The organism is Bosea sp. F3-2 (assembly GCF_008253865.1).
Lineage (GTDB): Bacteria > Pseudomonadota > Alphaproteobacteria > Rhizobiales > Beijerinckiaceae > Allobosea.
Genome location: NZ_CP042331.1, coordinates 3,825,096 through 3,841,587 on the forward strand (window position 1 = coordinate 3,825,096; position 16,492 = coordinate 3,841,587).

13 protein-coding genes are annotated in these 16,492 nt (G+C 67.1%); 10 read left to right on the forward strand and 3 right to left on the reverse strand.

Translation table 11 applies throughout. The features are described 5' to 3' along the window. The first annotated feature begins 21 nt into the window (after positions 1 to 21). Positions 22 to 2,181, forward strand: coding sequence for a penicillin-binding protein 1C (gene pbpC, locus FQV39_RS17565; protein WP_149131462.1), 2,160 nt, complete (start codon positions 22 to 24; stop codon positions 2,179 to 2,181). Positions 2,182 to 3,250: 1,069 nt separating this feature from the next. Here pbpC and FQV39_RS17570 read toward each other — a convergent pair. After that, positions 3,251 to 6,337 (reverse strand): efflux RND transporter permease subunit, encoded by a 3,087-nt coding sequence (locus tag FQV39_RS17570; RefSeq protein ID WP_149131463.1) that lies wholly within the window; start codon positions 6,335 to 6,337, stop codon positions 3,251 to 3,253. Next, positions 6,337 to 7,416 carry an efflux RND transporter periplasmic adaptor subunit gene (locus FQV39_RS17575; RefSeq protein ID WP_149131464.1) on the reverse strand — a complete coding sequence of 360 codons (1,080 nt, stop codon included), beginning with the start codon at positions 7,414 to 7,416 and terminating at the stop codon, positions 6,337 to 6,339. The genes FQV39_RS17570 and FQV39_RS17575 overlap by 1 nt, the downstream gene beginning before the upstream one ends. A gap of 150 nt (positions 7,417 to 7,566) precedes the next feature. Between FQV39_RS17575 and FQV39_RS17580 the strand changes: the two genes are divergently transcribed. The 5 genes from FQV39_RS17580 (at position 7,567) to phnE (FQV39_RS17600) (ending at position 12,111) form a co-directional block, all read left to right on the forward strand. Then, positions 7,567 to 8,259 (forward strand): TetR/AcrR family transcriptional regulator, encoded by a 693-nt coding sequence (locus FQV39_RS17580; protein WP_187639969.1) that lies wholly within the window; start codon positions 7,567 to 7,569, stop codon positions 8,257 to 8,259. Positions 8,260 to 8,413: 154 nt separating this feature from the next. Continuing rightward, positions 8,414 to 9,232: a phosphonate ABC transporter ATP-binding protein gene (phnC, locus tag FQV39_RS17585; RefSeq protein ID WP_149131466.1), complete on the forward strand. Its 819-nt coding sequence runs from the start codon at positions 8,414 to 8,416 to the stop codon at positions 9,230 to 9,232. Between the two features lie 77 nt (positions 9,233 to 9,309). Further along, positions 9,310 to 10,224 (forward strand): phosphonate ABC transporter substrate-binding protein, encoded by a 915-nt coding sequence (gene phnD, locus FQV39_RS17590; RefSeq protein WP_149131467.1) that lies wholly within the window; start codon positions 9,310 to 9,312, stop codon positions 10,222 to 10,224. Positions 10,225 to 10,378: 154 nt separating this feature from the next. Further along, positions 10,379 to 11,260, forward strand: coding sequence for a phosphonate ABC transporter, permease protein PhnE (gene phnE, locus FQV39_RS17595; protein ID WP_149131468.1), 882 nt, complete (start codon positions 10,379 to 10,381; stop codon positions 11,258 to 11,260). After that, positions 11,257 to 12,111, forward strand: coding sequence for a phosphonate ABC transporter, permease protein PhnE (phnE, locus tag FQV39_RS17600; protein WP_149131469.1), 855 nt, complete (start codon positions 11,257 to 11,259; stop codon positions 12,109 to 12,111). Before phnE (FQV39_RS17595) ends, phnE (FQV39_RS17600) begins: the two co-directional genes overlap by 4 nt. Before the next feature lie 133 nt (positions 12,112 to 12,244). Here the strand turns inward: phnE (FQV39_RS17600) and phnF are convergent, their stop codons facing one another. Next, positions 12,245 to 13,021 carry a phosphonate metabolism transcriptional regulator PhnF gene (gene phnF / locus FQV39_RS17605; protein WP_149131470.1) on the reverse strand — a complete coding sequence of 259 codons (777 nt, stop codon included), beginning with the start codon at positions 13,019 to 13,021 and terminating at the stop codon, positions 12,245 to 12,247. A gap of 88 nt (positions 13,022 to 13,109) precedes the next feature. Here phnF and phnG point away from each other — a divergent pair, with 88 nt between their 5' ends. Genes phnG through FQV39_RS17625 form a run of 4 tightly spaced genes read left to right on the forward strand, consistent with a single transcriptional unit; the run spans position 13,110 to position 16,432 of the window. Beyond that, the gene (gene phnG / locus FQV39_RS17610) at positions 13,110 to 13,538 is read left to right on the forward strand and encodes a phosphonate C-P lyase system protein PhnG (RefSeq protein WP_149131471.1); all 429 of its coding nucleotides are present in this window, start codon (positions 13,110 to 13,112) and stop codon (positions 13,536 to 13,538) included. Next, positions 13,538 to 14,140, forward strand: coding sequence for a phosphonate C-P lyase system protein PhnH (gene phnH / locus FQV39_RS17615; RefSeq protein WP_149131472.1), 603 nt, complete (start codon positions 13,538 to 13,540; stop codon positions 14,138 to 14,140). Before phnG ends, phnH begins: the two co-directional genes overlap by 1 nt. 22 nt (positions 14,141 to 14,162) lie before the next feature. Continuing rightward, entirely contained in the window at positions 14,163 to 15,398 is a 1,236-nt protein-coding gene (locus FQV39_RS17620; RefSeq protein ID WP_149131473.1) for a carbon-phosphorus lyase complex subunit, read from the forward strand. Continuing rightward, a complete protein-coding gene (locus FQV39_RS17625; protein ID WP_149131474.1) occupies positions 15,395 to 16,432 on the forward strand; it encodes an alpha-D-ribose 1-methylphosphonate 5-phosphate C-P-lyase PhnJ in 1,038 nt (345 codons plus the stop codon). Before FQV39_RS17620 ends, FQV39_RS17625 begins: the two co-directional genes overlap by 4 nt. The last annotated feature ends 60 nt before the right edge of the window (positions 16,433 to 16,492 follow it).

Below are 16,492 nucleotides of genomic sequence, written 5' to 3' on the forward strand. Positions count from 1 at the left end.
TGCGAGCGATCAACGGAGAAGATGCGGGATCAACCAAGCGCCGAAACGGCAAACGACGAGCCCGCCTTTGCGCCCCCCACCCCTGCCCCTCCCCACAAGGGGGAGGGGTGGCGCAAACTCAGACACGTCGCTGCGGTGGCCGGCACAGTCGTGCTGGCGGCAACCGCCGCCCTCACCCTCTACGCGCGTGCCCTTCCCCCGCTCGACCTCTCCGCCGCCGCCGACCGCTCGACCGTCGTGCTCGACCGCGAGGGTCGGCTGCTGCGCCCCTTCCTGACCGCCGATGGCCGCTGGAAGCTGCCGGTCACCAGCGAGGACGTCGACCCGCGCTACCTCGCCATGCTCAAGGCCTTCGAGGACAAGCGCTTCGACGACCATCGCGGCATCGACCCGCTCGGGCTGCTGCGTGCCGCCGGCCAGATGCTCGCCAATGGCCGCATCGTCTCCGGCGGCTCGACGCTGACCATGCAAGTCGCTCGCCTGCTCGAACCGCGCGAGGAACGCACGCTTTCCGCCAAGCTGCGGCAGGCCGTGCGTGCCATCGAGCTGGAGCGACGCTTCGACAAGGCTGGCATCCTCGACCTCTATCTGACGCTGGCCCCCTTCGGCGGCAATCTCGAAGGCGTCCGCGCCGCGAGCTTCGCCTATTTCGGCAAGGAGCCGAAGCGGCTCTCGACGGCCGAGGCGGCGCTGCTCGTCGCCCTGCCGCAATCGCCCGAGACGCGCCGGCCTGACCGCTTCACGGATGCCGCCCGCAAGGCGCGCGCGCGTGTGCTGGAGCGGGTCGAGCAGGCCGGCCTCGCCACAAGCGACGAGGTCGCCGCCGCCCGCGCCGAGCCGATCCCGACCGCACGGCGTCCGTTCCCAAACTTAAGCCCACATGTCGCCGAACAGGCCGTGGCGGAGGCGCCGGCCCAACGCGTCCAGAAGCTCTCGCTCGACGCGCGGCTGCAAGCTCCCCTCGAAGGGCTCGCGCGCGAACGCAGCCTGGGGCTAGCGCCGCAGGTCTCGATCGCCATCCTCGCCGTCGACAATGAGACAGGCGAGGTCCGCGCCTCGGTCGGCGGCGTCGACTATTTCGCGGCCGAGCGGGCGGGTTCGCTCGACCTGACGCGGGCGCTGCGCTCGCCCGGCTCTGCCCTGAAGCCCTTCATCTACGCCCTCGCCTTCGACAATGGCATCGCCCATCCCGAGACGATGCTGGAGGATCGGCCGGCGCGCTACGGCATCTACATCCCCGAGAATTTCGACATGACCTTCCAGGGCATGGTCAGCGCCCGCAAGGCCTTGCAGCTCTCGCTCAACGTACCGGCGGTGGAGCTGCTTTCGGCGCTCGGCCCGCAGCGCTTCATCTCGCGATTGCGCGATGCCGGCGTCGCCATCGCCATGCCGAAGGAGAGCGGTGCGCCCGGCCTCGCTGTCGGGCTGGGCGGACTCGGCATCACCTTGCAGGACCTGACGCGCGCCTATGTCGGGCTGGCCCGCGGCGGCGAGCTCGTCCCGCTGCGCTTCCGGCAGCAGGTGGCGCGGGCCGGCCCGGCCCCGCGCCTCGTCGATCCGGTCGCGGCCTGGTACGTCGCCGACACCCTGCTCGGCGCACCGCCGCCGCTCAACGCGGTGCCCGGCCGGATCGCCTACAAGACCGGCACGTCCTATGGCTATCGCGACGCCTGGGCCGTCGGTTTCGACCGCAAGCATACGATCGGCGTCTGGGTCGGCCGGGCCGATAATGGCGCCGTGCCCGGCCTCGTCGGGCGCACCGTCGCGGCGCCGATCCTGTTCGACGCTTTCGCCCGGCTCGGCATCGACCCGCGCCCCTTCACGCAGCCGGCGGATGCGATCGTCGCCAGCACCGGCCATCTGCCGCCGCCGCTCAGGCATCTCAGGCAGGACGTGCCCAAGACCGTGACCGCGATGACGACGCCGACGCTGAAGCTCGCCTTCCCGCCGGACGGCGCGCGCATCGACCTCTCCGCCGCCGCCCTCGACGGCAGGGGTCAGCTCAACCTCAAGGCCGCCGGCGGCTCGCCACCCTATACCTGGCTGGTCGACGGAACGCCGGTGACCGCGCCGCAGCGCCGGCGCGAGACGCAATGGCAACCGCCGGGCAAGGGCTTCCTGCGGATTTCCGTGATCGACGGCACCGGAGCGAGCGAGAGCGTGTCCGTCAGGCTGCAGTAGCAGCCGTCAACAGACACTCCGCGCGCGCCAGAGGCGCGAGCCCAGGAATCCATGAACACCACGCAATTCCAGACAGCGCGGGGAACCCTCTCCCGGAGGGAGAGGGCAGGGTGAGGGGTAGGCCGCTAACCGAATTTGCCGTGAGGTGGTCGCTGCAGTGGCACCGTGACGCCCTGCTGGTTGAATAGCCTACACCTCACCCCTGCCCCTCTCCTTACAGGAGAGGGGTTCCCCGCGCTCTTCATGATGAGCGCACCGAAAGCCCCGTCCAGGCCTGGCCTGCGGGGTTTTCGGGCTTTAGGCGTCCGAGGGATGCGCGGAGCCTTGCGGCGTTCGCAGTCGACGGCTGCGTGCGCCGATGTCGAGTCGATGTCGAGATGTCGAACAGCGACGACGCGCGCTTTCCGCCCAGCCGATCTCGGCTGGGCGTCAAGAATTCGCGCTAAGCTTTTGAGCATGTTCTGATCGCAAAAGTGGTTTCCACTTTTGCGGAACATGCTCGCGCCGTTCGGCTCCGCGCACGGGTATCTGGGGGTTCCGCTTCGTTCTGGGTTCCGGCGAAGGAGCGGGCCTGCCTGTTGGGCCCGGACGAAGTCGGCACCTCCGCGCCTGACGGACCCGCAACGGTCCGGGACGCGAAGCCCGCAATCCCATCCCCCCACGATGCCTCGCGAAGCCCCTCGGTCGGATGGGACGCGCGCAGCATAGGCATGGGGAGCAGGGGCGGGGATAAGTTTGGGCTCGGCCGGCCGCTTCCCTTCTCCCACCCATCTCGGGCTTGCCCGAGATGGGCAATCTTAAGGTGTCAAAGTCGGCAACAGCCGACTTTGATGCGGGAGAAGGTGCCCCGCAGGGGCGGATGAGGGGTCGCACTGTCCTGAATCGTCATTGCGAGCGCAGCGAAGCAATCCAGGGGGACTGGGCAAAGCGTTCGACCTAGTCCCCCTGGATTGCTTCGTCGCTTCGCTCCTCGCAATGACGAGAAGTGTCGCGCGACCCCTCATCCGTCAGCGCTTCGCGCTGCCACCTTTTCCCGCAAGGGGAGAAGGAGAAGCGCACGGCTCACCAACTACTCCGCCGGATGCGGGTGCGCCCCATGCGCCTCTTCATGCGCGCCATGACGGGAGCCATGGATCTTGCGGGCCAGGTAGCTGTAGGCGACCGGCACCACATAGAGCGTCAGCAGCGTGCCGAAGGTCATGCCGCCGACGATGACCCAGCCGATCTGCGAACGGCTTTCCGCGCCCGCACCATGGGCGATGGCGAGCGGCACGGCGCCGAGCACCATCGCGCCGGTGGTCATCAGGATCGGGCGCAGGCGCAGCTCCGCCGCCTCGACGAGGGCATCGATCATCTCCTTGCCCTCCTCGCGCAGTTGGTTGGTGAACTCCAGGATCAGGATGCCGTGCTTGGTGATGAGGCCGACCAGCGTGATCAGGCCGATCTGGCTGTACACGTTCATCGTCCCGCCGGTGTAGTAGAGCGCGGCGAGCGCGCCGGTGAGCGAAAGCGGCACCGAGACCATGATCACGATCGGATCGACGAAGCTCTCGAACTGCGCCGCCAGCACCAGATAGATGAAGCCGAGCGCCAGCAGGAAGACGAGGAAGATGCTCGCGCCCGATTGCTTGAACTCGCGGCTCTGACCGGAATAGTCGATCTGGACCGAGGATGGCAGCACGCGGGCAGTCGCGTCCTCCAGCACCTTGAGCGCATCGCCGAGCGAATAGCCGGGCGCGGGCAGCGCCGTGATCGTGGCCGAGCGCAGCTGGTTGAAGCGGACCAGTTCCTTGGGCGCGACGGTCTCCTCGATCCTGACCAGGCTCGACAGCTGCACCACCGCGCCGCTGCGGCCCATCAGATAGATCGATTGCAACGCCTGCGGCGTGCTGCGCTCCGAACCGGCGACCTGCAGCATCACGTCATACTGCTTGCTGTTCATGTTGAAGCGCGTGACCTGGCGCCCGCCGAGCAGCGTCTCCATGGTGCGACCGATGACATCGACGCCGACGCCGAGGTCGGCCGCGCGCTGCCGATCGATCGTGACCCGGATCTGCGGTTTGTCGAGAATGAGGTTCGTCTCGACGTTCGAGAGCGCCGGAGAGTCGGCGACGTCCCGCATCAGCTGGTCGACATAGCTCTTGAGCTGCGCATAGCTCTCCGAGGAGCGCAGGACGAACTCCACCGGCTTGCTGTTGGCGTTGCCCTGGCCGAGCGAGGGCGGGTTGTTGGCGAAGAGGCGGATGCCGGGGATCTGCGCGAGCTCGCGGGTAATCTCGGCGACGAGATCCTGCTGCTTGCGCTCACGCTCCTCCCACGGCTTGAGCCGGGCAATGGCGATCGCTCGCGTCACGTCGGGGAAGCCGACGATAACGAGATAGGTCTCCACTTCCTGGATCTTGCTGAAATATTCCTCGACCCGCCGGGCGTAGCTCGCCGTGAAGGACATGGTCGCCCCTTCCGGCGCAACGCCGATCACGTTGATCGTGCCGCGATCCTCGACCGGCGCCAGCTCCGAGCGCAGATGCGTGAAGAAGTAATAGCCGCCGCCGGCGACGCCAACCGCGAGCAGGACGATGAGCGGGCGCACGGTGAGCGCCGCACGCAGCGAAGCCTTGTAGCCTCGCGACAGCCCCTCGAAGCCACGCTCCAGCACGTTGTACAGCCAGCTATGCTTGTCATGGTGGCGCAGGAGCTTGGCGCACATCATCGGCGTCAGCGTCAGCGCGACGAAACCGGAGACCAAGACCGCGCCGGCGAGCGTGAGCGCGAACTCGATGAAGAGCTTGCCGGTGCGGCCGGTCGAGAACGCCATCGGCGCATAGACCGCGACCAGCGTCAGCGTCATCGCCACCACCGCGAAGGCGATCTCGTTGATGCCACGGATCGCCGCCTTGTTCGGCTCCATGCCGTCCTCGATATGGCGGTGAACGTTCTCCAGCACCACGATGGCGTCGTCGACGACGAGGCCGATGGCGAGCACCATCGAGAGCAGCGTCAGCGTGTTGACGGTGAAGCCGAACGCATACATCAGCGCGAAGGAGCCGATCAGCGAGACGGGGATCGTCACCAGCGGAATCAGCGTCGCCCTGAGCGAGCGCAGGAAGACGAAGATGATCAGCACGACGAGGACGATCGCCTCGAGGATCGTCTGGAACACCGCCTTGATCGAACGGTCGATGAAGATCGAGCTGTCATAGGAGATCGCGATCGACATGCCGTCGGGCAGATCCTCGATGATGCCCGGCAGGGCCGCACGCACGCCGGACGAGACGTCGAGCGGGTTCGCAGTCGCCTGCTTGACGATACCGACCGTCACGGAGGGCGAGCCCTTGAACCAGGCCGCGTTGCGCTCCTCGAGCGCGCCGAGCTCGACGCGCGCCAGGTCCTTCAGCTTGATGGGGAAGCCGGCGGCATCCTTCACCACGATCTCGCGGAACTGGTCCGGCGTGACCAGACCGGTCTGCGACAGCACGGTGAACTCGCGGTCGCTGCTCTCGATCCGGCCCGATGGAATCTCGATGTTCTGGGCGCGAACCGCCGCCTCGATCTCCTGGACCGTGACGTTGTAGGCGGACAGGCGCGAGCGATCGAGCCAGATGCGCATCGCATATTGGCGCTGGCCGAGGATGCGAACCTCGGCGACGCCGGTGATGTTCTGGACGCGCTCGGCGATGAAGCGGTCGGCGAAGTCGGTCAATTCGAGCGGGCTATGCCGCGTGCTGGTCAGCGACAGGTAGAGGATCGGCTGTGAATCCGCCTCGACCTTGGCGATGATCGGCTCGTCGATCTCTTCCGGCATGCGCCCGCGCACGCGGCTGACGCGGTCGCGCACATCCGAGGCTGCGACATCGGGATCGACGTCGGGCCGGAAGCGCACCGAAATCTGGCTGCGCTCCTGGCGGCTGGCCGAGGAGATGATCTCGATACCCTCGATGCCGGCGATCGAATTCTCCAGGATCTGCGTGACCTGGGTCTCGATAATCTCGGCCGAGGCGCCGCGATAGATCGTCTGCACCGAGACGATCGGCTCGTCGATGTTCGGGTATTCGCGGACCGTGAGGCGGCCATAGCTGACGATGCCGATCAGCATCACCAGCAGGCTCAGCACCGTCGAGAGGACGGGCCTGCGGACGAAGAGTTCGAAGAGACTCATCAGAGCTGGCTCGTCTGGACGGGCTTTTCCTTGACGGAGATGGTGCTGCCGTCGCGCAGCCGCATCTGACCAGCGGTGATGATCTGCATGCCGGGCTTCAGCCCGCCGACCACCTCGACCTTGCCGGGCAGCCGCTTGCCAAGCTCGACCGCGACCCGGCGCGCCTTGCCGTTCTCGGCCACGTAGATGATCTTGCCGATACCATCAGGCACCACCGCCATCTCGGGGACGACGATAGCGTTCTCGCGCCGGTCGATCGTGATCGACAGCCGGGCGAACAGGCCGGGCTTCAGGGCAAGATCGGCGTTCGGGACGTTGGCGCGCAGGCGGATCGCGCGGCCGTTGACGTCGACGACCGGGTCGATTGCGAAGATCTGACCGGTGAAGGTCCGGTCCGGAACGGCGTCGACGCGCACCTGGACGGGTTGACCGACCTTGACGCGGCTCAGATAGATTTCGGGCACCCGGAAATCGACCTTGATCGGATCGATGCTGGTCAGCACGATCAGCGGCTTTCCGACCGAGACGTAATCGCCGACGCCGACCGAGCGCAGGCCGACGACGCCGTTGAACGGCGCGACGATGGTCGATTGCGCGAGCTTGGCCTTGGCGAGCTGCACGCGGGCCTCGCTGGACGCGAGTTTCGCCGTCGACTCTTCGACCGCGACCTGCGTGCCCGAGCCGCGCTGCACCAGCGACTTCAGCCGCTCATTGGTGTCGCGCGCCAGGCCGAGATCGGCCAGCGCCTGCTTGAGCTCGGCGTCGAGGATGGCGGTGTCGAGCTTGACCAGATCCTGCCCGGCCTTGACGCGCTCACCCTCCTTGAAGCCGAGAGCGACGACGCGGCCGGCGATCTCGGGAGCGATGACCACGGATTCATCGGCGGCGAGCGTGCCGAGCGCCTCGACCTCCTCATTGACGGTCATCAACTCGACGGCAGCGACTTCCACCGGTACGGCACGCGGCCCCGAAACGGCGCTGGCCTGGGCCTGCTGCGAGCCGGCGCGCTGGTTGCGGTAGGCGTAATAGCCGCCGCCGGCGAGAGCCGCGACCACGACGAGGAGAACAAACCGCTTCATAAGACTGGACGCTCCGATACCGCGTGACTATCTTAGACTGGACAGTCCAGTTTGATAAGAGGCCCAGTGGTCGGAAGCATGGCTGACACCCCCCTCCGTCGACACCGGGCAACCCCTCTCACCGAACCGGCAGGCGCCGAGGCAAGACCCGTGCCGAAACCCCTCCGGCGAAACGGCGCCAAGCCCCGCCTGCTCGACTCCAACCAGACCGAAACAAGCCCGGCCAAATCCCCATCGGCCGAACGTGCGCGCCCCGACAAGCACGACGCCATCACCCGCGCGGCCGCCGAGACCTTCCTCGCGGAGGGCTTCGAGCGCGCGAGCCTCGACCAGATCGCTCATCGGGCCGGTGTTTCGAAACAGACGATCTACAGCCATTTCGCCGATAAGGAAGCGCTCTTCAAGGCGATTTGCGCCCAGCTCACGGAAACGTTGACTGCGCCTTTGCAGCAAGCTTCGCCTGCCGCTGATCTGCGCAGCGCCCTGACGCGCCTGGGCGAAGACATGCTCAAGCTCATGCTGCGCCCCGCCTCCCTCGATCTGCACCGGCTGGTGGTGAGCGCCTCGCCGCGCTTTCCCGAACTCGGCCGTGGCGCCTACGAGGCAGGCGCCAAGCGAATGAGCGATGCCATCGTGACGCTGCTGATCGAACGCTCGCGTGTCGGCGACGGCGTCGCCCGTCCGGTCGGCCTCGACGAGGCCGAGCGGCTCGCCGAGCAATTCGTCGGCATGCTGCGCGGCCTGCATCAATTGCGCGGGCTTCTCGGGATCAAGCCGATGCCGGTCACCCAGCGGAAAGCCTATGTCCGCGCCTGCGTCGATGCGCTGCTGAACGCGCTCTGACCGGGCTTCCCGACAGCTCCGGCTTCGCCCCGGCCTGCTGTCACGCCGCTGTCATCCGCGGCCGCTAGCTCTCGTCGCATGGAGACGCGCTGCCCCTCGGCTTTCGCCGGACGGGGCTGCGCTCATGCCCGCATCGTGCGCGAGAACCCATCACATGCTGCGTATCGAAGGTCTGACCAAGCGCTTTGGCGACAGGAATGCTGTCGACAATGTCTCGCTGTCGATCCCGAAGGGAGAGATGGTTGGCGTGATCGGCAGGTCCGGAGCCGGCAAATCAACCCTGCTGCGCATGCTCAACCGGCTGGCGGAGCCGACCTCGGGCCGGATCGTCTGCGAGGAGCAGGAGATCACCGCGCTGAAGGGGGCGTCGCTCAGGCGCTGGCGCCGTGATACGGCGATGATCTTCCAGCAGTTCAACCTCGTCGGCCGCCTCGACGTGCTGACCAACGTGCTGCTCGGGCGCCTGAACCACCGTTCCGCCGCCCTGACCCTGGTCAAGAGCTTCTCCGAGGACGACAAGATCCGCGCCATCGCGGCACTCGAGCGTCTCGATATGGGACATCTGCTCGCACAGCGCGCCGAGACCCTGTCCGGCGGCCAGCAGCAGCGCGTCGCCATCGCCCGCGCGCTCGTCCAGGAGCCGCGCATCATCCTCGCCGACGAGCCGATCGCCTCGCTTGACCCGCGCAATACACAGGTCGTCATGGACGCGCTGTTCCGCATCAACCGCGAGGACGGCATCACCGTGATGTGCAACCTGCACGACCTCGACATCGCCGCGAAGTATTGCGACCGGCTGATCGGCATGGCGGCCGGTAAGGTCGTGTTCGACGACGTGCCGCAGGCGCTGACCCGCGAGGTCGCCGCCGAGCTCTACGGCATCGAGGCCAAGGATGCCGGCGCCGAAGCTCTGGACGCGCTCGACGCCATCGCCGCCTCCGAAGCCAAGCGCGCCCGCCAGAAGATCGCCTGACACGCGAAGGATCGCCGGTGCGGCCGGAGGCCGTCGCCGCGGGAAGACCATTACGACAGCAACCAGGAGCAAGCCCAATGCTGACCCGTCGCCATACCCTCAAGCTCGCCGCCGCCGGCCTCGCCGCCGCTGCCGCCCCGGCTTTCGCCCAGGACTGGAAGGCGAAGTATCCGGAGCTGGTCTTCGCGATCATCCCGGCCGAAAACGCTTCGGGCGTCGTCGAGCGCTACACCCCCTTCGTGAACTATCTCGCGAAGGAGCTCGGCACCAAGGTGACGCTGCGCATCGCCAATGACTACGCCGCGATCATCGAGGGCCAGCGCGCCGGTAACATCCACATCGGCATGTACGGCCCGGCGTCCTTCGCCCGCGCCCGCATGACCGGCGCCAAGGTCGACGCCTTCGCGATCGAGACCAACCTCGACGGCACCAAGGGCTATCACTCGGTCTTCTACGTGAAGAAGGACTCGCCCTATCAGAAGGTCGAGGACCTCAAGGGCAAGAATCTCGGCCTCGTCGACCCGAACTCGACCTCGGGCAACAACGTGCCGCGCTTCGTCCTCAACCAGATGAAGATCGAGCCGGAAACCTTCTTCTCGAAGGTCGTCTACACCGGCAGCCACGAGAACGCGGTCATCGCGCTGCAGCAGGGCACCGTCGACATCGCCGCCAACTGGTGGAACGACGAGCAGGAGTCGAATCTGCAGCGCATGGCCCGCAAGAACATGGTCAAGGCCGACGACTTCCGCATCATCTACAAGTCCGAGCAGATCGTGAACTCGCCGATGGCCTATCTCTCCGACATGCCGGAAGAGCTCAAGGCCAAGATCCGCGACGCGGTGCTGAACCTCGCCGCCAAGGACAAGGCCGCCTTCGACAAGATCTATGAAGGCAAGCAGGGCCCGCTCGTCGCGGTCGACAACAAGTCCTACGACCCGATCGTCGAGCTGAACAAGTTCGTCGACGAGTTGCGCAAGAAGAAGTCGTCGTAAGCAGCACGCTCGCTCTTGCCGTCATGGTCGGGCTTGTCCCGACCATCCACGTCTTCGCTGACCAAGTTCCGCGTTCAAGACGTGGATGCTCGCCACAAGGGCGAGCATGACGGGCTGCGGCGCAACCTGGCGCGATCCCCGGTAACGGACGCTCATGACCCTCGCGATCGACCGCAACGACCCGGCCATCCGGGCCCATGCCGAGGCTTATCGGCAGGCGGCCACGGCCAAGCGTCGCCAGGCCCTCATCGGCATCGCCGTCTTCATCGTCTGCGTCCTGCTCGCAGCGAGGGGCTCGGAAGTCGATCTCGCCAAGTTCGCCGAGAACATCCACCGCTTCCCGAAATACATCTACGAGACGCTGCCGACACTGCGGCTCGGCAGCCTCGGCTCCGACTTCGCGGAATGGTACTGGGGCTGGAAGGGTTGGCTGAAGCTGCTCTGGCAGACCATCCTGATCGCCTATGTCGGCACGGTGCTCGGCGCCATCGGCGCCTTCCTGTTCTGCTTCGCCGCCGCCGCCAATCTCGGCCGCGCACCCTGGCTGCGCTTCGCGGTGCGCCGCTTCCTCGAATTCTGCCGCACCGTTCCGGAGATCGTGTTTGCACTGATCTTCGTCATCGCCTTCGGCCTCGGCCCGCTGCCCGGCGTGCTCGCCATCGCCATCCACACCATGGGTGCGCTCGGCAAGCTCTTCTCCGAGGTGGTCGAGAATATCGACCTGAAGCCGGTCGACGGCATCACCGCTTCCGGCGGCAGCTGGTGGCAGATCGTGCGCTTCGCCGTGTTGCCGCAGGTGCTCTCCAATTTCGCGAGCTATGCGCTGCTGCGCTTCGAGATCAATGTCCGCGGCGCCTCGATCATGGGCTTCGTCGGCGCCGGCGGCATCGGCCAGGATCTGATCGAGGCGATCCGCAAATTCTACTTCACCGATATCAGCGCCATCCTGCTGCTGATCATCGTCACGGTGATGCTGATCGACTACGGCACCGAGCGGCTGCGCCACGCCCTCCTCAGCCTGGAGCACGGCCGATGAGCCTCGCCCTCACCACGGCCGAGCGCGCCGACATCGTCAGCCGCCACCAGGCGGCGATCCGCGGCTCGCTCAAGACGAAGCTCGCCACCATCGGCACCATCGCCGTCCTGCTCGGTCTCTTCGTCTACGGGCTGTCGACGCTCGAAACCTCGATCTGGAAGATCCTCTCCGGCCTCGGCAATCTCGGCTCCTTTGTCGTGCTGATGCTGCCGCCCAACCCCGGCTCCTGGGCCCGCGCCCTGATCTTCGTGCAGGCGCTGTTCGAGACGATCGCCATCGCCTTCCTCGGCACCGTCCTGGCGGCGACGCTCGCCCTTCCCTTCGGTTTCCTCGCCGCCCGCAACGTCGTCGCCAACCGCGTCGCGCACTTCCTCGCACGCCGCTCGCTCGACACCGTGCGCGGCGTCGACGCGCTGATCTGGGCGCTGATCTGGGTCAATGTCGTCGGTCTCGGCCCCTTTGCCGGCATGCTCGCGATCATGACCAGCGATCTCGGCGCCTTCGGCAAGCTCTACTCGGAAGCGATCGAGGCGGCCGACCGCAAGGCGGTCGAGGGCGTCGCCTCCGTCGGCGGCGGCAAGGCGCATGAGATCCGCTTCGGCCTGCTGCCGCAGGTGCTGCCGGTGATCGCGAGCCAGGTGCTCTATTATATCGAGTCGAACACCCGCTCCTCGACGATCATCGGCATCGTCGGCGCCGGCGGCATCGGCCTCTATCTCGCCGAGACCATCCGCACGCTCGAATGGCAGCAGGTCTCCTTCCTGATCCTGCTGATCCTCGCCGCGGTCTCGGCGATCGACTTCCTCTCCGGCAAGCTCCGCTTCGCCATCATCGGCAAGCGGGCGGGGTGAAGGCTTCCCTTCTCCCCTTGCGGGAGAAGGTGGCAGCGCGAAGCGCTGACGGATGAGGGGTCGCACTGCCCTCACCAGCTTCAGCTTTTCACAGGCGTCACTCGGCAGTCGTCGCGCGACCCCTCATCCGGCGCTACGCGCCACCTTCTCCCGCAAGGGGAGAAGGAAGTTCCCGGAACGGCTCGACCACCATCTCGACACGCTCGCCGGCGAAGACGCTGCTGACGAGGTGAATCGGCGTCAGGTCCGGCAGCGCGTCGACGGCTGTCGAGACCATCACCGCGGCCTCCGGCGCGATCTCCAGCAGCCCGGCCTCCCGCTCGTCCGCGAGGCGCGCCGTGAGCCGCGTCGACAGGCGGACATAGTCCTCGATGCCATAAGCTTTGAAGGCTGCGGTGATCGAGGCGCCCGCCTCATGGAAGACCCGGTCGAAATCCGGAAAGCGCTCGACCGAGAGCCAATGCGTGCCGGTGCCCATCGGCACGCCGTCGGCGAGGCTCAAGCCCTCGACGCGCCAGAGCCGCGTCCCCGTCTTCAGACCGAGCGCCGCGCAGGCTTCAACGTCGCTTTCCACCGCGATGGCCGAAAGCACCCGGCTGGAAGCGGCGATGCCGAGCTTGCCGAAATTGGCGCGCATGCTGACGCGCCGACCGATCGGGTAGGGCACGCGCGGCGCCGTGACCTGCGTGCCGCGGCCGCGCGAGACCCTGACCAGCCCCTGCTCGGCGAGATGGCGAAAGGCCTGCCGCACCGTATGGCGATGCACACCATAGCGCTCCGCCAACGCGACCGAGGCCGGCAGCGTGTCGCCGGGATGATACTCGCCGCGCGCGATCGCCTCGGCCAGCGCATCGGCGATGCGCCGCCAGGCCGTGCCGCCATCCCGTTCCGCGACTGCTGCATCCGTCATCAAAATTTCATCCGAAAAGTATAGACCTTTGTCATCAACTCCCCTAGCATAGTCTAGACATTCAGAACTGACCAGCGAGCCTTCGCCGATGAGCCAGAAGACCCCGAGACAAAGCTGGATGGCGACGCTGGCGCGCGCCTCCCGCGCCGAGATCGAAACCCTTCTCGGCGATCCACCCCACCATGAAGTGCTGAAGGCGCCCGAGACCGGAACGGTGATGGTCGAAGGCCGCGCCGGCGGCGCCGGCCGTCGCTTCAACCTGGGCGAGGCCACCGTGACGCGCTGCGTCGTGCGCCTTTCGACCGGGCGGATGGGCTTCTCCTATGCGCTCGGCCGCGACGGCCGGAAGGCGCGGCTCGCTGCCCTCCTCGACGCCCGGCTTCAGGACGAGGCCGAAGGCGGCCTGCATGAAGGCGTCGCCGCTCTGGCCGCACAGCAGGCCGCAGCCCGTGATCTCGCCTCGCGCAAGGCGGCCGCGACCAAGGTCGACTTCTTCACGATGGTGAGGGGCGAGTGATGGCTGCGCAGGATATGATCGCCCCCGGTTTCTCCGATCCGGTCTTCCAGTCGCAGGCCGCCTTCCGCGCTCTGCTCGCCGCCCTCTCCGAGCCCGGCACGCTGCAGCGCGTCGCCGCCGACATCACGCCGCCGGCAGGCCTCACCACTGCGACGGCAACCGCGCTGCTGGCGCTGGCCGATTACGAGACGCCGGTCTGGCTGCCGCAGACGCTGCGCGATGGCGCCGCCGCTGCGTGGCTGCGCTTCCACTGCGGCGTGGCGCTGGTCGACGAGCCGGCCAAGGCCGCCTTCGCCGTGCTCGACGGTGCGGCCGGCGAGCCCAAGCTCTCCGCCTTCAACCTCGGCAGCGACCAGTTCCCGGATCGCTCCACCACCGTGATCGTGCAGTGTGCTGCTCTGGATGACGGCGCAGGCTTCACCCTCTCCGGCCCCGGCATTCTCGGCTCGCGCAGCATCGCGCCGCAGGGCCTGCGCCCCGGCCTCACCGAGGAGTTGCGCGATAATAGCGCGCTCTACCCGCTCGGCGTCGATGTCGTGCTCACTCATGGTGATGGCCTGATCGGCCTGCCGCGCTCGACCCAGATCGGGGACGCTCGCTGATGCCCCACCGGGAGTCTTACTAATGTATGTCGCAGTCAAAGGCGGCGAGGTTGCCATCCTCGCCACGCATGATCTCGTCGCCGAAGCGCGCCGTGGCGACCCGGCCGTGCCGGAAATCAGCGTGGCCCAGATCCGCGAGCAGCAAGCGCTGGCCTGCGCCCGGGTGATGAATGAGGGCTCGCTCTACGACCAGGACCTCGCCGCGCTGGCGCTGAAGCAGTCGCAGGGCGACGTGATCGAGGCCGCCTTCCTGATGCGCGCCTATCGCACGACGCTGCCGCGCTTCGGCTCCTCTGTGCCGCTCGACACCGCCGCGATGGCGATACGCCGCCGCGTCTCGGCCACATACAAGGATCTGCCCGGCGGGCAGGTGCTCGGGCCCACCTATGATTATACGCACCGGCTGTTCGATTTTGGGTTGATGGAACCACAACCTACCCCCTCTCCCCTTGCGGGAGAGGGTTGGGGTGAGGGGTCGCGCGACGCTGCCAGCAAGCAAGAGACATCCGCCAACGATTCAGACCTGCGCGACCCCTCATCCGCCCCTTCGGGGCACCTTCTCCCGCAGGGGGAGAAGGAAAGAGCGCCGCTCGACGCCACCATGCCGCGCGTGCCCGACATCCTCGGTGCCGAAGGCCTGATGGAAGCGGAAGAGCCGCCGGAGGGCGATCCACCCCCCTTCGACCTGACGCGTGATCCGGTCTCATTCCCGGCCGAGCGCGACGTGCGCCTGCAGTCGATGGCGCGCGGCGACGAGGGCTTCCTGCTCGGCCTTGGCTATTCCGTGCAGCGCGGCTTCGGCGGCACGCATCCCTTCGTCGGCGAGGTCCGCGTCGGCGAGGTCGCGGTGGAGTTCGTGCCGGAGGAGCTCGGCTTCGCGGTCGATCTCGGCGACATCACCCTGACCGAATGCCAGATGGTCAACCAGTTCCAGGGCTCGAAGGAGGTCCCGCCGCAGTTCACCCGCGGCTACGGCCTCGTCTTCGGCCATAGCGAGCGCAAGGCGATGTCGATGTCGCTGGTCGACCGGGCGCTGAAGGCGCGCGATTTCGGCGAGGCGACCGACTACCCCGCCCAGCAGGACGAGTTCGTCCTCTACCACGCTGATAATGTCGAGGCGGCCGGCTTCGTCGAGCATCTCAAGCTGCCGCATTATGTCGATTTCCAGGGCGAGCTCGAACTGATCCGCCGCATCCGCCGGGAGCGCGAGGAGCGGCTGGCTCGTGAGCAGGACACCATGCCGGAGGCTGCGGAATGACCATTGCCACCCTCAGCTCTCATCCTGAGGAGGCCCGCAGGGCCGTCTCGAAGGATGCTCCAGCGCCCTCCGAAACATCCTTCGAGACGCGGACTGCGTCCGCTCCTCAGGATGAGGGCTCGCGAGATCGCAGCGGCGATACGAAGCCGGCTTACAACTACGCCTATCTCGACGAACAGACCAAGCGGATGATCCGTCGCGCTTTGCTCAAGTCCGTCGCGGTGCCCGGCTACCAGGTGCCGTTCGGCTCCCGCGAAATGCCGCTGGCGCGCGGCTGGGGCACGGGCGGCATCCAGATCACCGCCGCGATCATCGGCCCCGCCGACACGCTGAAGGTGATCGACCAGGGCGCCGACGACACCACCAACGCCGTCTCGATCCGCAAGTTCTTCGAACGCACGGCCGACGCCCGCACGAGCGAGGCGACGGAAGAGGCGACGATCATCCAGACCCGCCACCGCATCCCGGAAGCCCCGCTCAAGGCCGGGCAGGTCATGGTCTATCAGGTGCCGATGCCGGAGCCGCTGCGCCGTCTGGAGCCGCGCGAGGCCGAGACCCGCAAGATGCACGCCTGGGCCGAATATGGGCTGATGCAGGTCAAGCTCTACGAGGACATCGCCCGCTATGGCGAGATCACCAAGACCTATGACTACCCGGTCATGGTCAACCATCGCTACGTGATGGCGCCCTCGCCCATCCCGAAATTCGACAACCCGAAGATGCACATGTCGCCCGCGCTCCAGTTGTTCGGCGCCGGCCGCGAGAAGCGCATCTACGCGTTGCCACCCTACACCAGCGTGCGCAGCCTCGATTTCGAGGATCATCCCTTCCGCATCCAGAGCTGGTCGCAGCCCTGCGGGCTCTGCGGCGCGGCCGACAGCTATCTCGACGAGGTGGTGATCGACGACCGGGGCGGACGCATGTTCGTCTGCTCCGACAGCCATTATTGCGAGACGCGCCGGGCCGAAGGGCATCGCGGCACCATGCTGGGTGACGCTGCCGCGAGCGGCCTGGTCGAGGAGACGACGCCATGACGCATCGCCTCGCCGCTAACGCCTCCCGTCATGGTCGGGCTTGTCCCGACCATCCACGTC

What these genes read in the sequence shown, in the direction of transcription:
- phnC (WP_149131466.1), top strand. Translation starts at nt 8,414, where the DNA reads ATGCTGCGTATCGAAGGTCTGACCAAGCGCTTTGGCGACAGGAATGCT.
- phnD (WP_149131467.1), top strand. Translation starts at nt 9,310, where the DNA reads ATGCTGACCCGTCGCCATACCCTCAAGCTCGCCGCCGCCGGCCTCGCC.
- FQV39_RS17620 (WP_149131473.1), top strand. Translation starts at nt 14,163, where the DNA reads ATGTATGTCGCAGTCAAAGGCGGCGAGGTTGCCATCCTCGCCACGCAT.
- phnF (WP_149131470.1), bottom strand. Translation starts at nt 13,021, where the DNA reads ATGACGGATGCAGCAGTCGCGGAACGGGATGGCGGCACGGCCTGGCGG.
- phnG (WP_149131471.1), top strand. Translation starts at nt 13,110, where the DNA reads ATGAGCCAGAAGACCCCGAGACAAAGCTGGATGGCGACGCTGGCGCGC.
- pbpC (WP_149131462.1), top strand. Translation starts at nt 22, where the DNA reads ATGCGGGATCAACCAAGCGCCGAAACGGCAAACGACGAGCCCGCCTTT.
- FQV39_RS17575 (WP_149131464.1), bottom strand. Translation starts at nt 7,416, where the DNA reads ATGAAGCGGTTTGTTCTCCTCGTCGTGGTCGCGGCTCTCGCCGGCGGC.
- FQV39_RS17625 (WP_149131474.1), top strand. Translation starts at nt 15,395, where the DNA reads ATGACCATTGCCACCCTCAGCTCTCATCCTGAGGAGGCCCGCAGGGCC.
- phnE (WP_149131469.1), top strand. Translation starts at nt 11,257, where the DNA reads ATGAGCCTCGCCCTCACCACGGCCGAGCGCGCCGACATCGTCAGCCGC.
- FQV39_RS17570 (WP_149131463.1), bottom strand. Translation starts at nt 6,337, where the DNA reads ATGAGTCTCTTCGAACTCTTCGTCCGCAGGCCCGTCCTCTCGACGGTG.
- phnH (WP_149131472.1), top strand. Translation starts at nt 13,538, where the DNA reads ATGGCTGCGCAGGATATGATCGCCCCCGGTTTCTCCGATCCGGTCTTC.
- phnE (WP_149131468.1), top strand. Translation starts at nt 10,379, where the DNA reads ATGACCCTCGCGATCGACCGCAACGACCCGGCCATCCGGGCCCATGCC.